At 42.5% G+C, this 25444-nt stretch carries 28 protein-coding genes; 10 read left to right on the top strand and 18 right to left on the bottom strand.

Features of this window, described 5'->3' with window-relative positions; genetic code table 11:
- Window positions 1–66 precede the first annotated feature (66 nt).
- The 3 genes from BA70_RS11050 to BA70_RS11040 all read right to left on the bottom strand — a co-directional run bounded on the left by BA70_RS11050 (window position 67) and on the right by BA70_RS11040 (window position 3197).
- Window positions 67–1068 carry an LLM class flavin-dependent oxidoreductase gene (locus tag BA70_RS11050; protein WP_034321987.1) on the bottom strand — a complete coding sequence of 334 codons (1002 nt, stop codon included), beginning with the start codon at window positions 1066–1068 and terminating at the stop codon, window positions 67–69.
- Between the two features lie 57 nt (window positions 1069–1125).
- Window positions 1126–1875 (bottom strand): oxygen-insensitive NADPH nitroreductase, encoded by a 750-nt coding sequence (gene nfsA / locus BA70_RS11045; protein ID WP_034321984.1) that lies wholly within the window; start codon window positions 1873–1875, stop codon window positions 1126–1128.
- A gap of 110 nt (window positions 1876–1985) precedes the next feature.
- The gene (locus BA70_RS11040; protein WP_034321982.1) at window positions 1986–3197 is read right to left on the bottom strand and encodes an FtsW/RodA/SpoVE family cell cycle protein; all 1212 of its coding nucleotides are present in this window, start codon (window positions 3195–3197) and stop codon (window positions 1986–1988) included.
- 477 nt (window positions 3198–3674) lie between these two features.
- Between BA70_RS11040 and BA70_RS11035 the strand changes: the two genes are divergently transcribed.
- Window positions 3675–3938 carry a spore morphogenesis/germination protein YwcE gene (locus BA70_RS11035; protein WP_034321979.1) on the top strand — a complete coding sequence of 88 codons (264 nt, stop codon included), beginning with the start codon at window positions 3675–3677 and terminating at the stop codon, window positions 3936–3938.
- Window positions 3939–4015: 77 nt separating this feature from the next.
- On the opposite strand, the gene qoxD is transcribed toward BA70_RS11035, so the two are convergent.
- From qoxD to BA70_RS10995, 8 genes are all read right to left on the bottom strand, one after another.
- Window positions 4016–4396, bottom strand: coding sequence for a cytochrome aa3 quinol oxidase subunit IV (gene qoxD, locus BA70_RS11030; RefSeq protein ID WP_034321976.1), 381 nt, complete (start codon window positions 4394–4396; stop codon window positions 4016–4018).
- Window position 4397: 1 nt separating this feature from the next.
- Window positions 4398–5015 (bottom strand): cytochrome aa3 quinol oxidase subunit III, encoded by a 618-nt coding sequence (qoxC, locus tag BA70_RS11025; protein WP_034321973.1) that lies wholly within the window; start codon window positions 5013–5015, stop codon window positions 4398–4400.
- Complete coding sequence (qoxB, locus tag BA70_RS11020; protein WP_034321971.1) at window positions 5015–6973, bottom strand: cytochrome aa3 quinol oxidase subunit I; 1959 nt, start codon at window positions 6971–6973, stop codon at window positions 5015–5017. Before qoxB ends, qoxC begins: the two co-directional genes overlap by 1 nt.
- Window positions 6974–7000: 27 nt before the next feature.
- On the bottom strand, window positions 7001–7957 hold the full coding sequence (gene qoxA / locus BA70_RS11015; protein WP_105927438.1) for a cytochrome aa3 quinol oxidase subunit II: 957 nt from the start codon (window positions 7955–7957) through the stop codon (window positions 7001–7003).
- A 516-nt stretch (window positions 7958–8473) separates the two neighbouring features.
- On the bottom strand, window positions 8474–9556 hold the full coding sequence (locus tag BA70_RS11010) for a M24 family metallopeptidase (RefSeq protein ID WP_034321966.1): 1083 nt from the start codon (window positions 9554–9556) through the stop codon (window positions 8474–8476).
- A gap of 4 nt (window positions 9557–9560) precedes the next feature.
- Window positions 9561–11081, bottom strand: a complete 1521-nt coding sequence (galT, locus tag BA70_RS11005) for a UDP-glucose--hexose-1-phosphate uridylyltransferase (protein ID WP_034321963.1) — start codon at window positions 11079–11081, stop codon at window positions 9561–9563.
- A 35-nt stretch (window positions 11082–11116) separates the two neighbouring features.
- Window positions 11117–12109, bottom strand: a complete 993-nt coding sequence (galE, locus tag BA70_RS11000) for a UDP-glucose 4-epimerase GalE (RefSeq protein ID WP_034321960.1) — start codon at window positions 12107–12109, stop codon at window positions 11117–11119.
- On the bottom strand, window positions 12109–13287 hold the full coding sequence (locus tag BA70_RS10995; protein WP_034322085.1) for a galactokinase: 1179 nt from the start codon (window positions 13285–13287) through the stop codon (window positions 12109–12111). The genes galE and BA70_RS10995 overlap by 1 nt, the downstream gene beginning before the upstream one ends.
- Window positions 13288–13469: 182 nt before the next feature.
- Between BA70_RS10995 and BA70_RS10990 the strand changes: the two genes are divergently transcribed.
- Window positions 13470–14315 (top strand): AraC family transcriptional regulator, encoded by an 846-nt coding sequence (locus BA70_RS10990; protein WP_034321958.1) that lies wholly within the window; start codon window positions 13470–13472, stop codon window positions 14313–14315.
- A gap of 34 nt (window positions 14316–14349) precedes the next feature.
- Here BA70_RS10990 and BA70_RS10985 read toward each other — a convergent pair whose 3' ends face one another.
- Window positions 14350–14607, bottom strand: a complete 258-nt coding sequence (locus BA70_RS10985; protein ID WP_034321957.1) for a hypothetical protein — start codon at window positions 14605–14607, stop codon at window positions 14350–14352.
- Window positions 14608–14634: 27 nt separating this feature from the next.
- The gene (locus tag BA70_RS10980) at window positions 14635–15066 is read right to left on the bottom strand and encodes a GtrA family protein (RefSeq protein ID WP_078061709.1); all 432 of its coding nucleotides are present in this window, start codon (window positions 15064–15066) and stop codon (window positions 14635–14637) included.
- Window positions 15067–15474: 408 nt separating this feature from the next.
- Here BA70_RS10980 and BA70_RS10975 point away from each other — a divergent pair, with 408 nt between their 5' ends.
- The 6 genes from BA70_RS10975 to BA70_RS10950 all read left to right on the top strand — a co-directional run bounded on the left by BA70_RS10975 (window position 15475) and on the right by BA70_RS10950 (window position 19965).
- Complete coding sequence (locus BA70_RS10975; protein WP_008345506.1) at window positions 15475–15615, top strand: anti-repressor SinI family protein; 141 nt, start codon at window positions 15475–15477, stop codon at window positions 15613–15615.
- 302 nt (window positions 15616–15917) lie between these two features.
- A complete protein-coding gene (locus BA70_RS10970) occupies window positions 15918–16607 on the top strand; it encodes a class I SAM-dependent methyltransferase (RefSeq protein ID WP_034321952.1) in 690 nt (229 codons plus the stop codon).
- Window positions 16600–17268, top strand: a complete 669-nt coding sequence (locus BA70_RS10965; RefSeq protein WP_034321949.1) for a glycosyltransferase family protein — start codon at window positions 16600–16602, stop codon at window positions 17266–17268. Before BA70_RS10970 ends, BA70_RS10965 begins: the two co-directional genes overlap by 8 nt.
- 107 nt (window positions 17269–17375) lie before the next feature.
- Entirely contained in the window at window positions 17376–17690 is a 315-nt protein-coding gene (locus BA70_RS10960; protein WP_034321939.1) for a DUF485 domain-containing protein, read from the top strand.
- A complete protein-coding gene (locus BA70_RS10955; RefSeq protein ID WP_034321936.1) occupies window positions 17687–19228 on the top strand; it encodes a solute symporter family protein in 1542 nt (513 codons plus the stop codon). The genes BA70_RS10960 and BA70_RS10955 overlap by 4 nt, the downstream gene beginning before the upstream one ends.
- A gap of 398 nt (window positions 19229–19626) precedes the next feature.
- The gene (locus tag BA70_RS10950) at window positions 19627–19965 is read left to right on the top strand and encodes a DUF4288 domain-containing protein (RefSeq protein WP_034321934.1); all 339 of its coding nucleotides are present in this window, start codon (window positions 19627–19629) and stop codon (window positions 19963–19965) included.
- A 26-nt stretch (window positions 19966–19991) separates the two neighbouring features.
- Here BA70_RS10950 and BA70_RS10945 read toward each other — a convergent pair whose 3' ends face one another.
- The 4 genes from BA70_RS10945 to cidR all read right to left on the bottom strand — a co-directional run bounded on the left by BA70_RS10945 (window position 19992) and on the right by cidR (window position 22884).
- On the bottom strand, window positions 19992–20366 hold the full coding sequence (locus BA70_RS10945; RefSeq protein ID WP_034321932.1) for a nuclear transport factor 2-like protein: 375 nt from the start codon (window positions 20364–20366) through the stop codon (window positions 19992–19994).
- A 133-nt stretch (window positions 20367–20499) separates the two neighbouring features.
- Window positions 20500–21168, bottom strand: a complete 669-nt coding sequence (thiE, locus tag BA70_RS10940; protein ID WP_034321929.1) for a thiamine phosphate synthase — start codon at window positions 21166–21168, stop codon at window positions 20500–20502.
- Window positions 21155–21979, bottom strand: a complete 825-nt coding sequence (thiM, locus tag BA70_RS10935) for a hydroxyethylthiazole kinase (RefSeq protein ID WP_034321927.1) — start codon at window positions 21977–21979, stop codon at window positions 21155–21157. The genes thiE and thiM overlap by 14 nt, the downstream gene beginning before the upstream one ends.
- Before the next feature lie 17 nt (window positions 21980–21996).
- Window positions 21997–22884 (bottom strand): cidABC operon transcriptional activator CidR, encoded by an 888-nt coding sequence (gene cidR, locus BA70_RS10930; protein ID WP_034321923.1) that lies wholly within the window; start codon window positions 22882–22884, stop codon window positions 21997–21999.
- A 165-nt stretch (window positions 22885–23049) separates the two neighbouring features.
- On the opposite strand from cidR, the gene BA70_RS10925 reads away from it, so the two are divergent.
- Window positions 23050–23433 (top strand): CidA/LrgA family holin-like protein, encoded by a 384-nt coding sequence (locus BA70_RS10925; RefSeq protein WP_078061707.1) that lies wholly within the window; start codon window positions 23050–23052, stop codon window positions 23431–23433.
- Window positions 23427–24107, top strand: coding sequence for a CidB/LrgB family autolysis modulator (locus BA70_RS10920; RefSeq protein ID WP_034321920.1), 681 nt, complete (start codon window positions 23427–23429; stop codon window positions 24105–24107). Before BA70_RS10925 ends, BA70_RS10920 begins: the two co-directional genes overlap by 7 nt.
- 37 nt (window positions 24108–24144) lie before the next feature.
- On the opposite strand, the gene BA70_RS10915 is transcribed toward BA70_RS10920, so the two are convergent.
- A complete protein-coding gene (locus BA70_RS10915) occupies window positions 24145–25326 on the bottom strand; it encodes a class I SAM-dependent rRNA methyltransferase (RefSeq protein WP_034321917.1) in 1182 nt (393 codons plus the stop codon).
- Between the last annotated feature and the right edge of the window lie 118 nt (window positions 25327–25444).

Here is a 25444-nt window from a genome sequence, read left to right as displayed (position 1 = left end):
GCGACAAGCCTTATCATGATGGTCCTATGCCCCTTTTATTGGCTGCGCGTACGGTAAAGATACATATTATCCATCAAATGCTTCCTTTAATAAACGATACGATGTGAGCCGATCTTGCATACGTTGTGTGATGGTCACAGCGATCAATTCATCTGTACGATAAGCCTTTGCTAGTGCTGTAAGCTGCTGTTTCACAGAAGATGGCGTCCCAACCACCATCCTCTTCCGATTGGCAGCCACTCGTTTTTGTTCATATGGACTGTATGAATAAGCCTTTGCATCTTCATATGAAGGAAAGCCCCCAAGGTTCTGACCCTGTTCATTGGCTAGTAAGGATAAATCTAGGCTGACAGCCAGTTTTTCTGCCTGCTCCTCTGTTTCTGCGCATAAAACGAAAACCGCAAGACTGACGCGCGGCTCACCACCGAATGCTGAAGGCTCGAACCGATTGATATATTGCTCCACAGAGTTTTCTCCGCCTTCACCATTAATAAAAAGAGCAAACGTGTAGCCAGCACCTACTTTCGCTGCTAGCCTTGCACTTTCTCCAGATGAACCAAGCATCCATACCTCTGGTGCGGTTTCTACCTTCGGAGAAGCGGTCAGGTGAGGCAGCGGGTAGAATTCATCCGCTAGATCATGTAAATAGACCTTCAATTCTTCTACCTGCTCAGGATATTGATCACCTAGACGCTTTCGTTCACCATGATGAAGTGCAATAGAGGAGATCGGCATACCTCCAGGGGCACGTCCAATCCCAAGATCAATTCTGCCCGGAGCCAATGCTTCGAGAACCCTGAAGTTCTCTGCTACTTTATACGCGCTGTAGTGAGGAAGCATGACGCCGCCTGAGCCAATGCGCATGTGTGACGTAACGGCTGATAAATGGCCGAGAAGCACCTCAGGGCTCGATCCTGCAAGCCGGTTTGAATAGTGATGCTCTGATACCCAAAAACGGTGATAGCCCCACTCTTCCGCCTGCTTTGCCAGCTCAACGGTTTGTCTCAGCGCTTCAGCAGGCGTTGCATCTCCAATCAAAGGAGATTGATCCAGTATACTTAATTTCATTAAGTTGCACCTCTTACAGAAATCCCCCTCTCTCAATCGAAAGGGGGATGTCATTATTTATTTTCGATTAAAGCCCTTCTCTTTCACAAAATCTCCAAGGAAGGCACGCTTTGGCTTGCTAAAGCCCCGAAGCATCTGCTCAGACCAAGTATCTTTTCTCTCGCCGTTTGTTCGCTCTTCATAATATGCTGAAATACGATCATCATATTCTTTTAAGTAACGATCCACGTGCGCTTCATCTTGCTGATATGAATTTTCATGATAAATCAGTTCAATTGGCATCCGTTCTTTTTGTGACGATTGATTGGCTGGATGTCCGACAACCAGACCAAATAACGGCAGCACATAGGAAGGCGTTTCAAGTAATTCAGAGACTTCTTTCAGCTGATTACGCAGTCCTCCAATATAGCAGATCCCAAGTCCCATTGATTCTGCGGCTACACTGAGGTTTTGCGCAGCCAATGCCGCATCAATGACGCTAATGAGAAAGGCTTCCGTATTCTCAAGGGACTCCTGATGGTTCTTACCTGCTTTTTTCGCAATGTAATCGTGACGTTTCAAATCTGCACAGAAGACAAAGAAATGCCCATTCTTCTCAACGTATGGCTGATTGCCAGCCAGTTCAGCAAGCCTCGCCTTCTTCTCCTGATCCGTTATACCAATGATGCTATATGCCTGCACATAGCTTGATGTTGAAGCAGCCTGTGCACTTTTGACGAGTGTCAGTATCTCTTCCTTTGTCAAACGCTCGTCTGTAAACGAACGGATGGACCGATGATTTAATATGGTTTCTATCGTTTTATTCAATTCTAAGACCTCCTTCACTCCTACTATCATATGACAAAGACATATTCCTTTTCAAAAATTAGAACTCACACAAAAAAGACAGCCTATGCTTAGACTGCCCTTTACCCGTTTTATTTAAATAAGTAACTTTGATATTTCGTTAATTGAACACTTGCGTTATATGCGATACCGAATCCAATAAGAACAGATAAAACAGAGCTTCCCCCGAAGCTGATAAATAAGAGCGGAATCCCCGTTACAGGCATCACGCCTATGTTCATCCCAATGTTCTGGAACGTATGGATCACAATCAGGGCTGTATATCCCACACAGAAAAATGACGCAAATCGGCTATAAGGATGGATACGGTCGATCAGCACGACAAGCCTGTAGATCAGGAAGAAGAACATGATCACAACAAATGCACAGCCGACAAAGCCAAAGGCTTCTCCTATAATGGAGAAAATCATATCTGTTTGTGCTTCTGGGACATAGACTTTTAAGTTCTTAATGCCATTCCCAAAAATTTGTCCCGCACCAATGGCCATAATGGCTTGATCCACTTGATATTTATCAGACCCAGATGCATCCTGTGTCTGCGCTTGATTGGCTGAAGTAGAACTATCAGGAAGCCAAGCGGTAATCCGGTTAATCTGATACTGCTGAATACCAATTGTTTTCGCAAAATCAGGGAATAGAATGATTACGGCTAATACAGCGGCAACTAATAGTACAACCACGGAACCGATGAGAGAGATCAGTTTCCAATTGACACCTGATAAAAACACCATCACAACGACAATAAACATACAGACAGCCGCCGTACCAGCATCCTGCATAAAGATAAGTCCAACTGGTATAGCAGACACACCAGCAATTTTTAATAGAAGAAAAATATCATCTTCTAATGTCCGCTTTCCTCTAGGGGTTGCCTTCCCAATGACAGAAGCGAGCATCATAATCAAGCCAATTTTCATGAACTCTGAGGGCTGAAGTGTTCCAATCCCCGGTATCACAAACCAACTTTTTGCACCATTTTTAATTGGAGCAAAGTCATAACTTCCAATTTTTGCAGGAGCGACTTTCAATAGAATTAACAGCATAATGCCGCCTATAAAAATATATAAGCTCAGCTTTTCTAATTGCTCGAGGTCAAAGTAATTAATGGCCACAATACATATTACCCCGACCATGTAGTAAATGATCTGTCTGGTCCATGCATTAGATCCATACTGCCCAAATTGACCCGCAGCATAGATGGCAATGACACTGATGGCAAAGAAGGCTAAAAATATAAAAATCAAATCTCCTTGATAGTAAGGAGATGTATTCTGCTTGTTCATGAACTAACCACCCTTATTACAAAACATAAAATCCCTTATTTATATTAGATTGAAATTTTCATAAAAGCAACTCACCTTAAATATGACGGAAGATACGTCTGAAAGGTTCCAATCAATTTTCAAAAAATGAAATACTTTTCATCCTAACAATAGGAAAAAATTCCTTTCGACTCTTTCATTTCAACCGATCACAAGTCCTTTAAAAAGATCATTTTACAGATTTTAAGGGGGAAATTCAATGACCTATGTGGCGATATGACAAGCAAACATCCAGCCAGCATAAGATGTACTGAGGAATGAGGAAAAAAACCACTTTCTACGGAATAAGGCCCATTTTCCAATTATTGAGTTTACTTCAAAGTCAATTGTGGTATAATACTTGTAACAAAATGTTCACAATATCTCCTAAAAACAGACACAATTGCATCCAGACCTCTCATTTGATTTGAACATCAACTTACAAAGGAGTTGGATACGATGGATATGTTCTTTGCGTACCTATGTATTGCAACGGCTACACCCCTGTTTTTATGGCTAGAAAACAGAAAAATCGCATTAGCTTCAATTCCACCTATTTTGATTATGTGGATTTTCTTCGGTCTTTACATGACAAGCAGTTTATCTCCAACAGGACATACCTTCATGATCGCATTCTTTGCCATTAACGTAATTCTGGCTCACATTGCAGCGTTCCTCATCTATGGACTTCCATTCATTCGCAAAAGATTCAGCAGCAGATAGATATCGCACCACCAATTGGAAGCGCTATCGCAATCATTATAAAAACCACTCATCTATCGAAGATGAGTGGTTTTTTATTACTTATCTGAATGCTCAGACTGCTTTGGCGCAGACGGTGAATATCCGTCTTTGCTGTTCTCTCCGTGGCTGTAGTGAGCCGCGAAGATCCAAACAGATCCGATGACGAAAATAATCGCACAGAATAGACCAAACAATGTATTTCCGACTTGAACAGTCCCGTTCTCGCTCTCTGTCATGTGCATGAACATGAACAGCTGCAAGAATGCTTGAATGAATGCAAAACCAAAGATAATCCATAGTTTTGCGGAACTGCCAATTTCAGCTCCAATGGCAATCCAGAATGCTAAAATGGTTAGCACGATGGATAGGATGAAGCCAACTACGTGTTTCCAAGGGAAGTGTTCATGCTCTGCTGAGGAATGTGTTTTTCCAGCCATATCACAAAAGCCCCCCTAATCCGATCAAGTACACAGCTGTGAAGATGAAAATCCATACAACATCAAGGAAATGCCAGTATAGACTTGAAATAAAGATCTTCGATGCTGTTTGTGGAGTTAATCCACGTTTTTTAATTTGGAACAAGACCCCGGTAATCCAGAAGATACCGATTGATACGTGTAGTCCGTGAGTTCCTAAAAGAACGAAGAATGCAGACCAATACGCACTTGTATGGATGCTAGCACCCTCGTGTACATAATGGAAGAACTCATAAATCTCAAAGCCAACGAAGCCTGCACCTAGAAGCAGTGTCAGAATTGTCCAAATGACAACCCCTTTTGTACTTCCACGGCGCATTTCATGAACGGCAATCCCACATGTAAATGAGCTGACTAATAGCAGGAATGTCATGATCAATACAAGCTTCATATCAAATAGCTCAGCTGGTAAAACGCCACCAGCTGTTCTGCCATGAAGAACAAAGTAGGTCGCAAAAAGTGTTGAGAATAACACGATTTCCGCGCCAAGGAATATCCAGAAACCAAGGATGTTTAAACGTCCGGTTTCAGACTGATATTCAAGCGGTGCATTTGCATAGCTGCTATCATTATGTCCCATTACTTCTGCGCCTCCTTATTCTTTTTCTCTGTTTCAATGACTTCTTCAACAGGAATATAGTAGCCATCGTCATATTCAAATGAACGTAAAATCATTGTGGCGAATACACCGATTAAGCCGATAACGCCAATCCAGTACCATTCAAATACAAGACCGAATGCACCAAGTCCGAAGAATGCAGACATGATCAGTGGTCTGCCTGAATTGTGCGGCATGTGAATTTTCTTAAACTCTTTTTCTGGATGAACGTCCACATTGTTTTTCTTCCAATGATGGAATGCATCTGGTGTTGTCACTTCTGGAAGTGCTGCAAAGTTATAATGCGGCGGAATTGCAGAAGATGTCGCCCAGTCAAGCGTACGTCCTTCTCCCCAGCTGTCTCCAGACACTTCGCGTTTTGCGTGTCTCCAGCTGTAGTAAATGTTATAGCAAAGGATGATGAATCCGATACCCATCATGAATGCACCAATTGTTGAAATAAAGTTTAGTGCAGTCCAGCCATCTTCTGGTCCATACGTATAAATACGTCTTGGCATTCCTTGCAGTCCTAAGAAGTACTGCGGGAAGAAACAGATATTGAATCCGATCATGAATACCCAGAAGAACCATTTGCCGATTCTTTCGTTTAACTTGTAACCAAACATTTTTGGATACCAGAAAACAAGACCAGCGAAACAAGCAAATACAGTACCTGCGATTAATACATAGTGGAAGTGGGATACAAGGAAGTACGTGTTATGGTACTGGTAATCCGCAGCTGCCATCGCAAGCATAACCCCAGTTACACCACCGATCACGAAGTTCGGGATGAAACCAAGTGCCCAAAGCATTGGTGATGTAAAGCTGATACGGCCGCGATACATCGTAAAGAGCCAGTTAAAGATTTTAACACCTGTTGGTACAGATATCGCCATTGTTGTAATCGAGAAGAATGAGTTAACCGCTGCACTGTTCCCCATTGTAAAGAAGTGGTGAACCCACACAAGGAAACTAAGAACAGAGATAGCCACAATCGATACAACCATCGCTTTGTAACCAAACAACTGCTTTCTTGAGAACGTCGCAAAGATTTCTGAGAAAATACCGAAAGCCGGCAAAATCACGATATAAACTTCAGGATGTCCCCAAATCCAGAAAAGGTTCGCCCAAAGCATTGGCATACCGCCTGCTTCGAGTGTAAAGAATGCAGAACCGAATAAACGATCAAATGTCATAAGTGCTAAAGCAACTGTTAATACAGGGAATGCGAAAACGATGATGACAGACGTAATCAATGTTGTCCATGTAAACATTGGCATACGCATAAGTGTCATACCTTTTGTACGCATTTTTAAGATGGTCACCATGAAGTTAATACCTGTCATCAGTGTACCAATACCTGCAATTTGGAGCCCGAGCAAGTAATAGTTCTGTCCAGGTCCTGGTGAGAAATCATTTCCGGCTAGCGGCATGTAACTCGTCCAGCCTGCACTTGGTGATCCTCCAATAACGAAGGAAATGTTGAACAGCATTGCTCCGACCATGAATGTCCAGAAGCTAAGGTTGTTCAAATACGGGAATGCAACGTCACGTGCACCAATTTGAAGAGGAACAACGACGTTGATTAAACCAATTAAAAATGGCATTGCCATGAATAGAATCATGATCGTACCATGCGTTGTAAAAATTTCATTATAGTGGTTGGAATCTAAAAACGTATTATTAGGAAGCGCCAGCTGTGCGCGCATCATCAGTCCGTCTACCCCACCGCGGAAGAACATAATCACAGCAGCAAGGATATACATGATCCCTAGCTTTTTATGATCAACTGATGTTAACCATTCTTTCCAGAGCCATTTCCACTTTTTGAAGTATGTTAAAACAAAAACGATGGCAATGGAAGTAAGAGCGATAGAAATTTGCGCACCAAGAATTAATGGGTCTCCAGTTACAAAAAACTCATCCCATTTTAAATGCATAACGGCCTCCTCCTTTCCTTAGTCAGTTTATTCACTATCTAGTTTTCTTTTATAGTTCTTCACATTCTCGAAAGGATCTGTTTTGGAATGCGGAGAAACTGATTGATAACCTAAACGTTTGCGTGCTTGGAGTGCATATTCAGAGTCCTCTCCATGCTTCGCAAAAGATAAATGTGTTGATGAGAATGTCTGCACATCTGCAGCATCAGGAAGCATCAGGTAGTCATACGTTTTCTTCGTTAACTTTGGTGCTTCTTTTTTCGTTTTGTTTACCCATTTATCATAGTCAGACTGCGTCATCGCATTGACTTTGAATTTTTGCTGAGCAAAGCCCTCACCTGTGAAGTTGGCGTTTCTTCCTTCGTATGTGCCTACTTCATCAGCTTGAAGATACTGTTCCATTTCCATTCCAGCCATCGCATACTTCTCCCCGCCTAGCTGAGGAATCCATAGTGATGCCATTGTATCAGCGGAAGTGATTTTGAATAAAACCGGCTGATCTTTTGGAATGTTTAAGTAGTTCACTGTTTCGATATTTTCCTCTGGATAACTAAAGATCCATTTCCAATCAACTGCTGTAGCATAAACAACAAGTGGATCTTTATGGCTTGTTGCTTGAGGTGCCTCTTCCAAAGAGTAAATTGTTTTTACAGTTGGAACCGAAAGGGCAGCAACGATTAATATTGGGATCACTGTCCAGATAACTTCTAGAAGCGTATTCCCATGAATTTCTGGATTATAAGAGGCGTTTCCAACGTCCTTACGCTCACGGTATTTAACCAAAATGATGGTAAACAGTACAAATACCGCGCCAACGATAAAGAGCATGAATCCGATAGATAAAAGGATTAAGTCTTTTTGTTGTGCTGCGACAGGTCCTTTAGGATCTAAAACAGCGATATTGCTGCAACCTCCTAATACAAAAACACTCACGAGCATCGCTAATAAAAGCATAGGTTTAATGGCTCTGAACAAGAAGATCACCATCCTTCCTTAGATAATGTATAAATTGCTAAATAATTGTGAAAAGCCATCTGCCTTCGAAAACTTTTCTTCCCTTTGTAATGCTATCAAAATCTGTAGGAGTTAGCTCCCCTTTTTTCAAAAGTTCATTTATTTTTCAACAGATTTCTATTAAAATGTCATAAATTCGACATAAATTTATATTATTGCACACACAATAAATTTCTAGGAATTTGAAAAGTTGAGAGTTGAAGGCAAAGGACATACAATCAAGAACTTTGTCAAATTTAGGTTTACCACAATAAAAAAGTTTGGTCAAATTTCAATTTAACTTAATGAAATTTTATCTAGGTAAACAATTTCGATATAGGTATCCCCACATTTAACAAAAACCTTACTCATTTTAACGCAAGTTGACAAGAAAAGAAAGTATCGATCTTCAGCCTGTGCGCTGTAAGAATTGGTAATGCTGATAAATGAGTGGAATCTCACTAAAGACTTCCAGCAAAAAACCGGCTGATCGCCGGCATTCTGCATTTATTCATCTCTCACCAAGATGTCAGGTCGTCTATAGATGTCCCCTTCATGTTCAATGTCAATGTACGTCCACTTGCCCGTATAGGTTAAAAAGCGATTCTTTTCTTTCTCCACTACCATCGTATCCTCTGATTTCAGCCCTGGCAATGAAGGATTCCAGGTGAACACTTGATGAAGCTGAACCTCCTCCTTAGATGAAGGAACTGCAATGATCTCTCTAGATACAAAGCCCGTCTTTCCTCCTTGGTGAAGTTTTTTCCAACTATCCGGAAAGCCTTCTTTTTCGTACTGAGCAATTCCTGCCTTCAGTACATCTCCAATGGTTTTTCCGGGACGGGTGGCTGCATTCATAACCGTATCAATCCGCGCAAGCCGTTCCTTGTTTTCCTCAAGCTCCTTCGGAAGCTGACCAAAGTAAACGGATCTTGTCACATTGGCCACGAGTCCGTTCCGTTCAGCACAAAGCACAACAAGCGCATGCTTTTGAAGCGCCTTTTCGGTAGGAATTGGATGACGGTATTGATGAATACGGTCATCTGTTGCCACGAGCAGCACTTCAATCGTCATGCCTTGCGCAATCGCTTTTTGGGCGACAAGCGAAGCAATTTCGTGTTCCGTTTGCCCTGGAACGATTTCTTTACAGACACTCTCTACAATAACAGCTGTTTCATGACAAAGGGTTTCATATTGGCTGAGCTGTGATGCTGAAAGGATCGATCGAGCGAGCGACAAATCTGGCTCGATCAACTCAAACCCTTCCATTTGAACGTCTGCCCCAATTCGTTTGCCTTTTGTGAGTGTGCGAATGTAGGGGGCATCATCCTCATACCAATCCATTGTGACCACTTGAAAGGGATGGTCGACATACGCCATTTCTTCTTCAATGATCCGCTTTTCTTCCATTTGATTCACAATGAGGACAATGTCGTCTTTCAACACGAGCAGCTGACACACGCCCTCTGGCGTATTTAACACAATGTGATTCCTTCTTCCTCCTGTTAGCCAAGAGAAGTTATTCCTCTTTCGAATCAGGACACCGTCGAGTTGTTTTTCTTCCATTAAGGTTCTTACCTGTTCAATCATCTAATCACCTGCCTGTATGGAGTGTTTGAATGAAACGTTTAAAAGCTGTTTTCCCTTGCTCGGTTCTTTTAAACACACCCGCCTGCGAGAGAATTCGAGAAAAAATATAGCCGATTTCTTGTTGTAAAATGGCTTCTGTATTATCCTCTGTGAAGGTGTTCTCTTCAAGCAGGCGCTTCGCCCATGTTTCGTGCTTCGTAATTGCAGGGCGGGCTTTGATTTCTTCAAGGGGTTTTTGGGATAGCAGTGCCGCTTTTAACTGGCTTAATTCCTCAGCTAATCTGCCAGGAAGGACGGCAAGGCCCATCACTTCAATTAACCCGATGTTCTCTTTTTTAATATGATGAACTTCTTCGTGCGGGTGAAAAATTCCGTCTGGGTGCCGTTCGTCTGTACGGTTATTACGCAGCACGAGATCTAATTCATAGTCTTCCCCATATCGGCGTGCAATTGGTGTAATGGTATTGTGCGGAGTCTCTTCTGTATGAGCGATCAGCCCCACTGCTTCATCTGAATACATTTTCCACTCGTGTAAGATAAAGTCCGCTGCGTCGGCGAGCGTTTGCGGGTCGCTGCTTTGAAGACGAATCACAGACATCGGCCATTTCACAATGCCAGCCCTCACATTTGGAAACGCTTTGAGTGAAAAGACGTCTTCCATCTCTGCTTTCGCCATCGGAAATTCATGCGCACCGCCTTGAAAATGGTCATGGCTTAATATACTCCCTCCAACAATAGGAAGATCGGCATTCGACCCAATGAAATAGTGCGGATATATAGATATGAAGGAAAGCAGACGTTCAAAGGTCTTTTTTGTGATCTGCATCGGCTCGTGCTCGCCCTTGAACACAATGCAATGCTCGTTGTAATACACATAGGGTGAAAATTGCAGAAACCACGATTCGTCTGTGAGCGTTACAGGGATAATCCGGTGATTCTGTCTCGCTGGATGATTGATTCGCCCCCCAAACCCAACGTTTTCTTTACAAAGCAGACAAAGAGGATATTGCTTTTGACTGAGCTTCTTGGCTTCAGCGATCGCTTTTGGATCCTTTTCCGGTTTCGATAGATTAATAGTGATTTCCAGCACGCCATCATCTGTTGTTGTAAACCACTGCACATTTTTGGCGATTCTGCCTGTATGAATATAGTGTGCATGCTGCTGCATCTCATAGAACCAGCTTGTAGCCGCCTTCGGTCCTTCTTGCTGGCGTTTCTCTTCAAACTTCGCATAGATGACACTTGGAGGCGCCACCAAACAGCCCATGATTTTTGCATCTAGTAAATCACGATACGTATCTGTCCCCTCAGGAATAAGGCCTGTTTCTACTGCCCAATCCAGTATCGGCATTAAGATGTCTTCAAGGTCCGCGTCTCCCGAAATTGTTCTTGCTTCAGCGTCATCGAGCCCAAGCACCTCAAGCAGTCGATTTCTCGTATAATCGATATCTAGTGGTGTAATCAGCTCTTTATTGATCCCATATTGAATCAGCTGTTCCAGCTTTTCAAAAATATCTATCGCCATTCCCTCTGTCCCCTCTCTTGCCTGCCTGTTACGCTTTATACACTTTCGTAGCCATCTGGATGCTTCTGAAACCACTCCCACGCACTTTGAATGATCGTGTGAAGGTCAGCATATTGAGGCTTCCAGCCCAATTCTTGCAATGCCTTTTCAGAAGAAGCAATCAGCTTTGCCGGATCTCCCGCACGTCTTTTGGCTACCTGTGCCGGGATGGCATGCCCCGTTACTTCCCTTGCGGCTTCGACCACCTGCTTCACAGAGAAGCCTGTGCCATTTCCTAAGTTATATGTCGCACTTCCTTTTCCTTCGCGCAGCCGATCAACGGCTAAAATGTGCGCCTCAACTAAATCCATGACATGAATGTAATCTCTGATGCACGTTCCGTCCTCTGTCTCATAATCATCGCCGTAAATCATGATCTGATCACGTTTCCCTAAAGCGACTTGAAGAATAATCGGAATGAGATGTGTCTCAGGCTGATGATCTTCACCGACAAGCCCTTCCGGATGAGCACCGGCTACATTGAAGTAGCGAAGCACAACGTATTCCAGCCCATATGCTTGCTCAGACCACTTCAACATTTTTTCAATCGCTAGTTTCGTTTCTCCATAAGGATTCGTCGGGTTCGTCTCATCCGTTTCAACAATCGGCACACGCTTTGGTTCACCGTACGTGGCAGCGGTTGAAGAAAATACAATGTGCTTCACATCAAATTCATGCATCACCTGAAGTAAAGCCGTTGCCCCTCCGACATTGTTGTCATAGTACTTGAGCGGGTCCGTCACACTCTCGCCAACAAGTGAATCTGCTGCAAAGTGCATCACCGCTTCGATTTGATGCGTTTGAAAAACCTGTCTTAAAAAAGCTTGATCTCTTAAATCTCCCTCTTCTAATACAGCTCCCTCTACAACAGCTTCTTTATGACCTGTCTGCAAATTATCAACTACCACCACTTGTTCGCCTTTAGCTAAAAGAGCCGCTACCGCATGACTGCCAATGAACCCTGCTCCTCCGCAAACTAAAATTGTCATCACATTTCCTCCTTCGTTAACTCTCTTGCGCCGCCTCCAATTCCAGCTGTGTAAAAAGAGGCTTGAATGCCCGTTTTTTCTTGATAAATCGCACCTGTTTCTTCTATAAATGAATCCAGCAGCTCTTCTTTCACAATGCTGATCGTGCAGCCACCAAAGCCTGCACCTGTCATACGAGAGCCTATCGTCCCAGGATAAAGCCACGCAGCTTCAGCAAGTGCATCTAGTTCAAGTCCAGTCACTTCATAATCATTCTTTAAAGAAAGGTGAGAGGCCTTCATGAGAGCACCTAGTTCTTCCATTTTATCATCTTTCAGAAAATTTACTGCTTTCATGGTCCGCTCGTTTTCCGTCACCACATGTCTTGCACGTTTGCGGCACGTTTCATCTTGAATCAAATGGGCATGCTGGGCAAATTCTTCCGCAGTGAGCTCACATAAATGTGCAATGTCGATTTCTTTTCTAAGGTCGTTTAAAGCAGATTGACACTCTGACCGGCGTTCATTGTATTTGGAGTCAGCCAGCGCCCGCTTTTTGTTTGTATTCGCAATCACAAGCGCTAGCCCCTCTTGCCGAAACGGACTGTATTCAAAGGCAAGGGTGTCACAATTGAGTAAAATAGCGTGATCTTCTTTTCCGAGAGCAATCGAAAACTGATCCATAATGCCACAATTGACGCCAATGAAGTCATTTTCTGCACGCTGCGAAAGAAGGGCAAGATCAACAGACGAAGTGCCGAATGAAGACCATTCATTGATCAAGACAGCTGTGACGAGCTCAATGGAGGCAGATGAGGACAGCCCTGCGCCATTTGGAATATTGCCGCCGTATACGATATCAAACCCTTCTTTGATATCCATACCTGCTTCTATAAACTGATTGAACACTCCCTTTGGGTAGTTCGCCCAGCCGTCCGATTCTGCGTAAGCGATTTCAAAAAGGTCAAATTCTTTCACACCATCTTCTTCAAAGTTCAAGGAATACATTCTGACGCGTCCATCTGACCGTTTTGCACCGGCAGCATACGTACCGAGAGTGAGCGCGCAAGGGAAGACATGGCCTCCATTGTAATCGGTATGTTCACCAATCAAATTCACCCTCCCTGGGGCGAAAAAATAACGAAGTTCTTCTTTATCTCCAAATTGCTGGTGAAATGCCGCACGTAACCTATCGATCATATCCATTCCCCTTTTCTCTTCTGATAATCTTATTTTAGTTGCCTCAATAGCGGAAGTTCAATGGTAAAAAAACCGTTAAAAAATACCCTTTTTTTGCTGTGGAATGGTACGATGTGATATGAGGTGTACCATGATTCAAAATAGAAAAAGGTTGTTTTTTGCTGCGAAGGGGGATTTCCAATTTGAAGAAGGAAGCATTTGCATTTCGTTTTCACCATTCTGATGTTACATTGCCAGCGCAAATATGGTCTGTTGGCTGGGAAGTTCAATCATCTTCGTTATACAGCTGGAATGGCGTAGAGCGGAAGGATCAGGGCAAGTGCATCTTTCAGCTCACACTGTCTGGACATGGCATGATTGAAATCGGACAAAAGCGATTCAAAGTATTGCCTGGGCAGGCCTTTCTCGTGAAAAGCCCAAGTGCCTATCAATATTATTTTCCAGAGGACAGTGAGCATTGGGAATTTCTATATTTGACGCTTTACGGGGAAGCCTGCGATCTTTGCTTTGATCAATTTATGGATCACGGAAAGCAGGTCATGCGTTTTCATCCAAACTCAAAACCGATCCGCCTACTGAAGAAAATTTATGATGAAGCCAGTGAAAGACGGATTACCAATCCATTTGAAGGGTCTAGCCTTGCTTATCAATTTGTCATGGAACTGTATTCATATTTGCCAAAGCTTGAGGGACAAATGGAGAAATGGCCTGAGCCCATCGTCCAAGCAGCCTTGTTTGCAAGCCATCATTTTCACGAGGAAATTGGCCCTGACGATATGGCAGCTGCGGCACGTTTATCCAAAAGTCATTTTACGAGGGAATTCAAAAAGGCAACTGGCTTCACACCGATTCACTACTTAACCAATATTCGATTAGAAAAGGCGGAAACGTTACTGAAAACAACGAAATATTCGATTGAAGAAATCGCCATACAGTGCGGCTACCGAAATGCGAATTACTTGAATAAAGTCTTTCGAAAAAAAATCGGCATGTCTCCAAAGCAATTGCGGGAAACAAGCGATGCATAATAAAAAGCAGCCGCTTTTCAATTGGCTGCTTCTTTTACGCTTTCGTCAGATCAACACGAATTCTCCCTTGTCTTAAAACAATGGTCATTTGCGTGTCAGGGGTCATTAAGTTTTCTAAAATGTCCGTTGCCGTTTGAAGCGCAATGTCCATGCGATTGATCTTTTCCTTTTCTTGTTCTGAAAACGCTTCTGGATGTGCAGTTATTTCTTTGACTAGCCTCAGCACTTGTTCATGCTGCTTTTCTGTTTGTTGATATATGGCATCATATAATTCGTCTGACCTGCTGCTCATTTCACATCACCTGTCTTTTTTCATGTGTTAAATCGCATCTTCTTTTGTTTTCTTAAAGACGAACCATTTACTGGCGACATAGTTGACTACCACAATCACAAAGTTGACAAGAATTTTTGCGACAGTTTCATTGAGCGCCATTTGGCTCACAAATAAAATCATCAGCCCCAGATCTACACCTAGAGACATGAGACGGACACTAAAAAATGAAGAAAGCTCACGCATAAGACTTCTTGTATCACGAGCCTTTTGCTTGAAGACATACTTCTTATTGGTGATATAAGCAAAGAGAACAGCAAATACCCATGAAACAACCGTTGCTGTTTTATAATCCATGGAAAACATCTCAACGAATAAATAGAAGCTGACTATGTTGACAATGGTTGTGCACACACCCATGACAAGATACATGACAACTTCTTGATACTTTTGAAAAAGGCTATTCATGTCTTTCTTCATTCCTTCTTGGTGGATTCTGTTTCTTTTAGAATACCATCTTGAGAAGAACTTCCCAAACGAACAATATGTACGTCCTGCAAAGATGAAATTTGCTTTAATCGATGGCATATGTCAACCTAATCAGTTTGTATGAGTCAAATGATTCAGGTCTTTATCATTATTTTAATTTATAATCTTTTAACTGACTTTACAATTGTTTATTATTAGAAGTAAGAATTCAATAATTTTGGGTTTTTTAGTCATTTTTTTAGGGACGTGGTAGGTGATAGATTTTACAAAATAGGTTAAATGTCATCATTTTTCGACAAAATCTAATTTGGGCTGTTTTCACACACACGTACAGTTACTAGACGGTTTGTTCAAGTCATTGGTTGCAGATGAATATGTCTTATTGAACTGGAGGATATTATGGATACGCAAGTGAAAAGAAGAGTTGACGAAGAGTGGGTTTATTTGATTCAGGAAGCGAAAAAAATTGGACTAGGCATCGAAGAAATACAAGCTTTTTTAACATCCAACGGTGATCAGAAGATGATAAACAAACCGTAAATCAACGCCGTTATCCTTTGTCTTTCAGACTGCTTTGGCTAAAAGTTCTGACCTGTCAATTGACCTTTCGAAAATCCTTTCATGACGATACGCTACAATAATTGAAAACCTCTTCAAACCAATCCCTTCCACTCAATGGGGTTCTGTCTTTCTATATTAGGAGGACAGTCCATTTCCCGTTCTTTATATGATCCCTTTTTAACTGCCATTCATGAAAATTGCCCATCTCTCGTTATAAAACCAAGCTACCCACCCATATATTAAGCATGAGACCAACGAGAAAAAAGAAAGGTGGGTAGAGCATGAGTTCAGATTCCCTTTCCTATTATCACCAAAAAAAGGATCAGTATTATCACGGTGTAAACCCTGTCATCGTCAGCCGTATTCGTGAGGAATGGACGTCTATTTTGGATATCGGATGCGGCACAGGCAAGCTTGGAAAAGTCCTTAAACAAAAGGACCGAACCATTTACGGGATTGAATCTTTTGAGAATGCAGCAAAGCAGGCTGAGCAGGAGCTAGATCATGTTCTATGCGGCAATATTGAACAGATGGCTCTCCCTTATCAACATGAACAATTTGACTGCATCATTTTTGGAGACGTACTTGAACATTTATTGGACCCGTGGGCTGTTTTAAAAAAAGTCAAACCCTTCCTTAAAAAAGAGGGTGCCATCCTGTCATCCATTCCGAATATCGGCCATATTTCAACGGTTTTAGAATTACTAGCCGGCAGATTTTCTTATACAGATGCAGGGTTAATGGATCAAACACATTTACGTTTCTTTACCCTTCACGAAATTCATGCCCTTTTTCATTCAGCGGGTTTTCGCATTCGCGACCTTGAAGCCATTCGCGTACAGCACCCTTCCTATGCGAGTGTGATGAATGATTTACATGAATTACTCGTAAAGCACGGCATTCGTTTTGATTTTAACGAAGCAGCTACAGCCTATCAATATGTAGTTGAGGCGGTTCCATTCAATGAGTAATCCCACTATCCTATTTGTTTTATGTGTGAATGATGAATCGATGTTTCAAGCTTGCTTCCGGCAGCTCGCCTCACTTCCCGCTCCGCATGGGTATCATGTGGAGGTCTTGCCGATTAGACAGGCATCAAGTATGGCCTCTGGATATAATGAAGCCTTCACTCATCCTGCTCAGTTTAAAATTTATCTTCATCAAGATACACTGATCGTCAAACAGCATATGCTTCTCGAGCTCATCCCACTTTTTTTGCAAAATCCGTCACTTGGCTTGCTTGGGGTGATAGGTGCAGAAAGTGTGCCTGACAATGGGATTTGGTGGGAGAGCCAGGATTGTAGGGGGAAAGTGATTGAATATCGGCACGAGACTTATCAGCTGCTTTCGTTTGAATCTGGTCGTCAACAAGCGGAGTCCCAAGATTATACCAAAGCTTCGGCTATTGACGGTCTTTTTATGGCGACTCAGTATGATATCAGGTGGCGTGAGGATCTTTTTGACGGCTTTCATTTTTATGATGTATCGCAGTCTTTTGAATTCGTGAAGCAAGGATATGAGGTCGGGATCGCGAGACAAGAGGAGCCTTGGTGTATACACAAATGCGGAGATCATTTTGACGCTGAAGCATATGAAAAAGCGAGACAAACATTTCTTGCGAATTATCGGTAGAAAGCACCCTTTTCGGGTGCCTTTTTTATGATATACTGTCATAAACAACCAGATCGTCTCATATGCATTGGAGTACCTTGTCCCTAATTCGTACAAAGGAGGAAACAATGGCAGACAAAAAAGTTCATTATAAGAAGGTTGCCGCTTCAGAGGATTTTCGAAAACTTCTTGAGGAAAAACGCAGATTTATCGTACCGATGACGATTTTCTTTTTTCTCTTTTACTTTTCACTTCCGGTTGCTACATCCTACTTCACCTTTTTGAACACGCCGGCAATTGGTGCTATCTCATGGGCTTGGTTATTCGCCCTCACACAATTTGTCATGACATGGGTTTTATGTGGACTTTATGCGAAAAAAGCGGCTCAGTTCGACAAATATGTAAGCGCTTTAAAAACTGAATCCAGAGGTGATGACGAATGAGCATGACCGCTTTTATTTTATTCGTAGCGATCGTAGGGCTCACATTGGTCATCACATATTTTGCTGCGAAGAAAACAAGCAGCGCGAGTGATTTTTACACAGCAGGCGGAGGTCTGACAGGGTTTCAGAACGGTCTTGCCATCGCAGGCGATTATATGTCCGCTGCATCATTTTTAGGAATCGCCGGAATGATCGCGTTAAATGGATTTGACGGTTTTTTCTATAGCATTGGTTTTCTTGTGGCGTATCTTGTCGTTCTTTATGTTGTGGCTGAACCGCTAAGAAATCTAGGGAAATATACGATGGCCGATATGATTGCTGCACGATTTAAGCGGCCGGCCATTCGAGGGGTTGCTGCCTTTAACACGATTACGGTATCTACTTTTTATATGATTGCACAGCTTGTTGGAGCAGGCGCATTGATTAAACTGCTTCTTGGCATTGATTATTGGATCGCGGTGTTGATCGTGGGTGTCTTGATGACCATTTATGTGGTGTTTGGCGGCATGATTGCTACTAGCTGGGTACAAATCACAAAGGCCGTTCTCCTCATGCTTGGAACCTTGATCATTTCACTGCTTGTGTTTGCAAAGTTTGATTTTAGTCTGCTGAAGATGTTCGAGCAGATGAAAACAGCGACCCCGCTTGGTGAGTCATTCCTTCATCCGGGGAATAAGTATGATGTGCCCTTGGAAACCCTGTCTCTGAATCTTGCCCTAGTGCTCGGAACGGCAGGTTTGCCACATATTTTGATCCGTTTTTATACGGTAAAGGATGCTATTTCCGCGCGAAAATCCGTCCTTTCAGCCACTTGGATCATCGGGATTTTTTATTTAATGACGGTTTTCCTTGGCTTCGGTGCCGCTGCCTTTGTTGGATCAGAAGCGATCACAGCAGCCGATGCCGCAGGGAACATGGCCGCACCTATGCTCGCACAAGCCCTTGGAGGAGATTTCTTATTTGCCTTTGTTTCTGCAATCGCCTTTGCAACCATATTGGCTGTGGTAACGGGACTCGTATTATCCGCCGCATCTGCTTTTGCTCATGACTTTTATAGTCAGATCATCCGAAAAGGGAAAGCGAGTGAACGGGAACAGGTCAAGGCCGCACGCTTTGCTTCAATTGGTGTGTCTATTCTCTCCATCGCCCTTGCGTTATTTGCCCAGTCCTTAAACGTTGCTTTTCTCGTGTCTCTCGCCTTCGCAGTAGCAGCAAGTGCGAATTTACCATTGATTATCTTCACTGTCTTTTGGAAACGATTCAACTCCACTGGTGCCATTGCAGGGAGCTTAACAGGTCTTCTGAGCGCACTCATCATCGTATCTCTCAGCCCAAGCGTCTGGGACCCATCGGGAGCAGCCATCTTCACAGGCGAGCCACTCATCCCGCTGTCGAACCCAGGGATTATCTCTATCCCACTTGGATTCCTCGCCGCGTACTTAGGCACCATTTTCTCCTCTGAAAAAGCTGATGAAGAGACCTTTACAGAAATTCAAGTAAAGGCACATACAGGCATGCATATGGATACCGATTCATAAAGAAAAGCCGGCTGCTCTGCCGGCTTTTTTGTGTTCTTTCTATATTAAAAACAGGTCTCAATACGGTTTAAATTGACCCTTTAATTTATTTTTATACCTTTCTAATCTAGCAATTCTTCTAAACGTGATAAAAGAGCAACATGCAATGATGATCAACAGAATTTCATGATCTTCCCCTCTGTTATCAAAGATACTTTTCATTCATATCCCCTCCCATTACGGATCGTATTTGTGGACACATATTCCACCAAATGAAGTCATTCCTATGTTATCATTTTAAACACATATTGGAAATTATTTTAAGCTCCCTGAGGTATTCACCTTTCATATAGAGTACTATTTGGTTAAACACATCAATAACATTCAAAAAAGCCTACAAGAAAGACGTGAGATCACATATGCGTAGAATTTATTCTGCAAAATTATTATTCGAATCCATCTCATCACCAAGTGTTAGATCAGATAAAATCTTTGAAGAACGAATCATCCTGGTTAGAGCAAAAAACCGACGTAAAGTGAAGGAAATAATAAAACACAGCTTTCCAGAAGACAACTTTGATAATGCAGACGGTGGACAAACAACCACAAAGCTAGCAGCCATCCTAGATATCTTTGAGCTTGTAGATAACTTAGAAGAAGAACCACTACACTTAATTGAAGTGTACAGTCGCCACCTTATTTTTGATAAAGAAACATCTGCTGAAGAAGCGATTGAGGCATATTCTTTAGACCAATAAAAGAAGCCGGCTGCTCTGCCGGCTTTTTAATATCGCTGGAATAACTCTGGGTTTTTCGGGACGTTTTCTAAATAAATGATGTTCCCTTGGTCGTCCAGCTCCGCAATATCAATTCCTTCTGCTGTATATACACGACCATTCGTGAGCTTTCCGCAAACGGCCCAGTTTGTTTCATACTTTCCATCTTCTCTTTTCACCCATCCATCCCACATATGCTTAATGTCTTCATGTACGTGAAAGAACGTGTTCAAAAATTGTGTAAACTCTTGGATACCAGGCTTTTGAGCGCCATTTAAGACAATCATGACATCATCAGAAAACAACGCCAGCAATTCGTCCATTTGCTCCTGTCCTTTTCCCGCCTCATCATATCGGCGAAAATACGTATCGAGCACTTCCATTGTTCATTCTCCTTTATTTACCTGTCATTTCGAAAATAATCGAACAATAAGATTGTACACAATTGTTTCTCTCCTGTCTATTTTCCCCCAAATAAGAAAAGACATGAATGGAGTCATTCATGTCTTCTACAGGTTAAAGAGATGCTTTTTCTGATACAACAAGTGATTTTAATTCTTTTGCTGCTTTTTTTGGATCCGTGCTTTGGCTAATGGCGCTAATGATGCTAATGCCATCTGCTCCTGCTTGTATGACTGGTGCAGCATTTTCATATGAGATGCCGCCAATCCCAACGATCGGAATATGAAGACCATGACGACGTACTTCGGTGATCAAAGACACACCTTGGACAGTGCGTGTATCCTTTTTCGTCTCTGTTGGGTAAACCGGACCCATCCCGACATAATCTGCCCCGTCCTTCATCGCTTGTTTCACTTCATCTATATGATGAGTGGACACGCCTAATAGTTTATGTCCGATCCTCTGCCTCACGTCTTGTGCATTTGTATCTTCCTGACCAACATGGACACCATCTGCATCAAGATCTATCGCTAGCTGTACATCATCATTTACGATAAAAGGGACATTCGCTTCTTGGCACAGAGCTTGTATGTCCCGGGCCAATTGTTTCTTCTCTTCACCTTGCAGGGCTCCTTCACCCTTTTCACGAAATTGAAACATGGTGATCCCGCCTTGAATGGCTTCTTTCACGACATCCAGCGGATGCCTGCTTGTATTCGTTGTTCCCATAATAAAATAAACCGATAATTGCTGTTTGATTTGCTGTTGATCAGCCTTTGTCATGCGAAGCTCCCCCTATTTTCCCTAACGTGATCACATCATCGCTATTTGTGTTTGATAATGCGTTTAACAATTCTATTTGAAAGGTTCCTGGTCCACTCCCTTTTGTCTGCTGAGCAGCCTTTTCAGCTGCAACACCATAAAACAAAAGAGCAGCTGCCGACGCATGAAGTGGCAGTTCACCCGTTGCACAAAATGCGCCGATAACAGATGTGAGTAAACAACCAGTCCCTGTCACCTTTGTCAGCCATTCATGTCCATTATGAATGGACAGCACCTCATCTCCATCTGACACCACATCGACTTTTCCTGTGATCACCACAACGGTTTGAAATACGTTTGCCGCTTGCTTCGCTAATGCAGATACATCCCCATTCGTCTCTTTCGCATCAACGCCTTTTGACTGCCAGCCATCCACTCCGAGTAAATGAGCAATTTCAGCAGCATTTCCTCTCACAACGGATATCTTTATTTGCTGTAACAGCTGTTTCGCTGCTCTCGTCCGAAACGTTGTTGCACCGGCCCCAACAGGATCTAAGAGAACAGGTACACCTTTCTCATTGGCCGCTTGTCCTGCAATGACCATGGCCTCCACAGTGTCCTTTGTCAGTGTGCCGATATTGAGCACAAGTGCATCGGCTAGTTGCGCCATTTCGGCGACTTCCTCTTTGGCATTTGCCATGACTGGAGAAGCACCTAAAGCAAGCAATCCGTTGGCTGTAAAATTCGTCACGACTTGATTGGTGATATTATGGACGAGTGGATTATGTGCTCGAACTTTCTCCAGTAGATTAGATGCGTGGCTTATTTTCATCAGTATCGTCCTCCCTTTTACTCAGCATCCCAAACATAGGATTTAGTATGCTTTAACCATTCTCTTGCTGCAAAGGACAAATAGCGGTCCTTTCGCCAAATGACCCCCAAATGCCATGGAATTGATGGGTTTAAGGAAATGACCTTCACCTTTTCAGGATCAAGATCACGGCAGATCCGTTCAGGAAGAAGTCCGATCCCAAGGTTCTCGGCTACCATTTCACTAATGAAATCCCATTGAGACGTTTCATAAATGACATTGGGCCGGAACCCTGCATTCATACATTCATTCAATATTCGACTGTGCAGAACAAAATCTTCTCTAAAGAAAATAAAAGACTCTTCTTTCAAATCAGCTAAATGTACCTCATCACGCCCTGCCATCGGATGCGATGGATGCGTCACAAGCTTCATGTTCTCTTTAATAATGGTGTACGTATGAAAAATTTTATCATTTGCAGGTAGAACAATGACACCAATATCTAACGATCCATCCTCCACGCCTTCCTCGACTTTGATGGAGCCGTGCTCAACCAATTGAAATGTGACATCAGGATACTGCTGACGGAATTCTCCCATGACATTCGGGAAGAAACTTGACCCAATCATAGGCGGCAGTCCTATTCGGATATGCCCTTTTTTCACATTCATTACATCATTTAATTCACTCGTTAAATTCTGAAATGATTGGGTGATTTCACTTGCCTGTGTATACATGGTTTGTCCAGCATCTGTCATTTCAACCTGCCGCCCATTTCGGTAAAATAACTGCACCCCCAGCTCATCCTCCAGGTTTTTGACCATCTTGGAAATGGTCGGCTGGGACACATAAAGGGATTGCGATGCTTTCGTGAAGCTCTTTAGCCTTGCCACTTCTAAGAAATATGTTAAATGTCTGATGTCCACATGGCTCACCCTTTCTATAGACAAAAGGAATAATAACTATTCGATATATGTATTTTACCTATAACAGAACGTGCTGTACACTTTAAAGTAAGCTCATCAATAAGAACGTTGTCATGTTTTTGTGAAACAGTGAACAATTTATATAGAAAAAGGAGTGAACAGAAAGTGCAATTGCTCAAAACGCCGCTGATTGCTACCCTTCAGATTATGGCTTTATTTGTTTTTGCGAAATTAATGAATGCGCTGGCGGCCTTTTTGCATTTAAGAATTCCGGGCACGATCTTAGGCATTCTTGTCATTTTCTTATTACTTCATTTTAACATCATTAAATTAAAATGGATTGAACTTGGCGCCGTATGGCTGCTTGGAGAACTGCTGCTCTTCTTTATCCCGTCAGCAGTAGGTGTAATTGATTATGGAAAATTGCTTTCTCAATCTGGCACAAGTATTGTCCTTGTCGTCTTACTTAGTACTTTTGTGGTCATGCTTTCGACTGGCATGATGACGCAAATGATTGCGAAAAGAAAGGAGCGAAAAAAGCTATGTTAGTTGGCGGACTATTTTTGATCTTAACGGTTCTTTTATATCTCGGATCAAAAGCGGTGTACAAACGGCATCCGAAAGTCTATGTTTCCCCGTTACTTGTGACTCCGCTTGTCCTAGTAGCCTTGCTGTTAATCGTCAATATTCCTTATGATGCTTATAATCAAGGCGGGAAATGGCTCACGAATATGCTTCAGCCTGCGACTGTTGCTTTTGCCATTCCTTTATATAAGTATTTTCACATTCTGAAGAAGCATGCAGTGGAAATTATTTTGAATGTGGCTTGCGGATCTGTCATTGCGATCTTATCCACGGCATTTATCGCCAAATTGTTTCATTTGGATACAAGCCTTATTGAAAGCCTTGTCCCAAGGTCTGTCACAACACCGGTGGCGATGAGTGTGTCAGAAATGATAGGCGGCATGCCTTCCGTTACGGCTGTATTCGTCATTCTAACGGCACTATTTGGTTCAATCATCGGTCCAATGGTCATCCGTTATTTCCACATTGATAATGACATTGCCATGGGCGTCCTACTTGGTACAGGTGCACACGGAGCAGGAACATCGAAAGCCTTTGAATTAAGCTCTGTCTCAGGCACGATCTCAAGTGTATCGATGATTATTTCCGCCATTATTACATTATGTGCAGCGCCTATCCTTATGTCGTTCGCCTTATAAAAAAAGCCATTTCCCCTTATCGGAAAATGGCTTTTTCTTATGCTTGGATGAAGACAACCTTCAAATAGTTTCCTTCAGGATAATTCTTGGTTGTACGGAAATCCTCGGGAAGTGTATATTCTTCGAGGATACGATATGTTTGCCCAGATTCTTTAAAGGCCTGAGCAATAAATCCTTTAAATTTTTTCATTCCAAATGCACTGCTATTGGTTGATGCCACAATGACGCCGTTCTCAGCTGTGATTTGGATGGCTTCTTTTAATAGCTTTTTATAATCCTTCGCTGCACTGAATGTGTGTTTTTTCGTTCGTGCAAAGGAAGGCGGATCCAAGATGACTAGATCATAGGTCCATCCCTTCTTCGCTGCAAATGGGAAGTATTTAAATACGTCCATGACCTTGATATCCTGCCCGTCCACATCAATTCCATTGACTTCAAACTGCTCGGATGTTTTTTTCAAGCTGCGGTTTGCGACATCCACACTTGTCGTACGGCTCGCTCCGCCAAGCGCTGCTGCCACCGAGAAAGCACCTGTGTAAGAAAATGTATTGAGCACAGTCTTTCCTTTTGCATAACGATCTCGAATTGCTTTTCTCACATGACGTTGATCAAGGAAAATGCCTGTCATGGCACCATCATTTAAGTAAACCGCCACATTCATGCCGTTTTCTTTGACGATAAGAGGGAATTCCCCTTTTTCTCCCTTCACAAAATCATCATCCTCAATATATTGTCCAGACGTATCAAATCGTTTCTTTTCATATATTCCTTTATAGTTTGGATATACCTGCTCAAGCGCAGCCAATACATCTGCTTTTAATGTATAGATCCCTTCGCTATACCATTGGATGAGATAGAATCCGTCATAATAATCAATGGTGATCCCACCAATTCCATCACCTTCTCCATTGAACACACGGAAAGCAGTCGTCTGCGCATCTTGAAATAAATGCGTTCTGTTTTTCGCTGCCTGCTCAAGCTTAGAGACAAAAAAGGACTGATCTATTTTTTCGTTCGCATTAAAGGAAAGCACCCAGCCGATTCCTTTATTTTGCACACCATAATACCCTTTTCCTAAAAAGGAGCCTCTTTCATCCACCCATTCAATGAGCTCGCCTTCCTGCACACCGTTCACACGCGATACAGCATCTTTTGAAATGAGCGGATATCCCTTTTTCACTTGTTCTGCAAAAGTTTGTTTTAATGAGATTTTTTTCATTTGTGTCATCCTTATCCTAAATTGACTCTCTCTATCCTACCATATGAATGTATACGTTACTTCTATTATGATAAGATGAGGAGAAAAATATCAACATGACATAGGGGAGGCTCTTCTT

Source organism: Bacillus zhangzhouensis (assembly GCF_000715205.1).
GTDB lineage: Bacteria > Bacillota > Bacilli > Bacillales > Bacillaceae > Bacillus > Bacillus zhangzhouensis.
Note: the sequence above shows the minus strand (reverse complement) of the source record. Positions and strands in the feature narration are given on the sequence as shown.

What these genes read in the sequence shown, in the direction of transcription:
- BA70_RS11050 (WP_034321987.1), bottom strand. Translation starts at nt 1,068, where the DNA reads ATGAAATTAAGTATACTGGATCAATCTCCTTTGATTGGAGATGCAACG.
- BA70_RS11040 (WP_034321982.1), bottom strand. Translation starts at nt 3,197, where the DNA reads ATGAACAAGCAGAATACATCTCCTTACTATCAAGGAGATTTGATTTTT.
- BA70_RS11035 (WP_034321979.1), top strand. Translation starts at nt 3,675, where the DNA reads ATGGATATGTTCTTTGCGTACCTATGTATTGCAACGGCTACACCCCTG.
- qoxD (WP_034321976.1), bottom strand. Translation starts at nt 4,396, where the DNA reads ATGGCTGGAAAAACACATTCCTCAGCAGAGCATGAACACTTCCCTTGG.
- qoxC (WP_034321973.1), bottom strand. Translation starts at nt 5,015, where the DNA reads ATGGGACATAATGATAGCAGCTATGCAAATGCACCGCTTGAATATCAG.
- qoxB (WP_034321971.1), bottom strand. Translation starts at nt 6,973, where the DNA reads ATGCATTTAAAATGGGATGAGTTTTTTGTAACTGGAGACCCATTAATT.
- BA70_RS11010 (WP_034321966.1), bottom strand. Translation starts at nt 9,556, where the DNA reads ATGATTGAACAGGTAAGAACCTTAATGGAAGAAAAACAACTCGACGGT.
- galT (WP_034321963.1), bottom strand. Translation starts at nt 11,081, where the DNA reads ATGGCGATAGATATTTTTGAAAAGCTGGAACAGCTGATTCAATATGGG.
- galE (WP_034321960.1), bottom strand. Translation starts at nt 12,109, where the DNA reads ATGACAATTTTAGTTTGCGGAGGAGCAGGGTTCATTGGCAGTCATGCG.
- BA70_RS10995 (WP_034322085.1), bottom strand. Translation starts at nt 13,287, where the DNA reads ATGATCGATAGGTTACGTGCGGCATTTCACCAGCAATTTGGAGATAAA.
- BA70_RS10985 (WP_034321957.1), bottom strand. Translation starts at nt 14,607, where the DNA reads ATGAGCAGCAGGTCAGACGAATTATATGATGCCATATATCAACAAACA.
- BA70_RS10980 (WP_078061709.1), bottom strand. Translation starts at nt 15,066, where the DNA reads ATGAAGAAAGACATGAATAGCCTTTTTCAAAAGTATCAAGAAGTTGTC.
- BA70_RS10975 (WP_008345506.1), top strand. Translation starts at nt 15,475, where the DNA reads ATGGATACGCAAGTGAAAAGAAGAGTTGACGAAGAGTGGGTTTATTTG.
- BA70_RS10970 (WP_034321952.1), top strand. Translation starts at nt 15,918, where the DNA reads ATGAGTTCAGATTCCCTTTCCTATTATCACCAAAAAAAGGATCAGTAT.
- BA70_RS10965 (WP_034321949.1), top strand. Translation starts at nt 16,600, where the DNA reads ATGAGTAATCCCACTATCCTATTTGTTTTATGTGTGAATGATGAATCG.
- BA70_RS10960 (WP_034321939.1), top strand. Translation starts at nt 17,376, where the DNA reads ATGGCAGACAAAAAAGTTCATTATAAGAAGGTTGCCGCTTCAGAGGAT.
- BA70_RS10955 (WP_034321936.1), top strand. Translation starts at nt 17,687, where the DNA reads ATGAGCATGACCGCTTTTATTTTATTCGTAGCGATCGTAGGGCTCACA.
- BA70_RS10950 (WP_034321934.1), top strand. Translation starts at nt 19,627, where the DNA reads ATGCGTAGAATTTATTCTGCAAAATTATTATTCGAATCCATCTCATCA.
- BA70_RS10945 (WP_034321932.1), bottom strand. Translation starts at nt 20,366, where the DNA reads ATGGAAGTGCTCGATACGTATTTTCGCCGATATGATGAGGCGGGAAAA.
- thiE (WP_034321929.1), bottom strand. Translation starts at nt 21,168, where the DNA reads ATGACAAAGGCTGATCAACAGCAAATCAAACAGCAATTATCGGTTTAT.
- thiM (WP_034321927.1), bottom strand. Translation starts at nt 21,979, where the DNA reads ATGAAAATAAGCCACGCATCTAATCTACTGGAGAAAGTTCGAGCACAT.
- BA70_RS10920 (WP_034321920.1), top strand. Translation starts at nt 23,427, where the DNA reads ATGTTAGTTGGCGGACTATTTTTGATCTTAACGGTTCTTTTATATCTC.
- BA70_RS10915 (WP_034321917.1), bottom strand. Translation starts at nt 25,326, where the DNA reads ATGAAAAAAATCTCATTAAAACAAACTTTTGCAGAACAAGTGAAAAAG.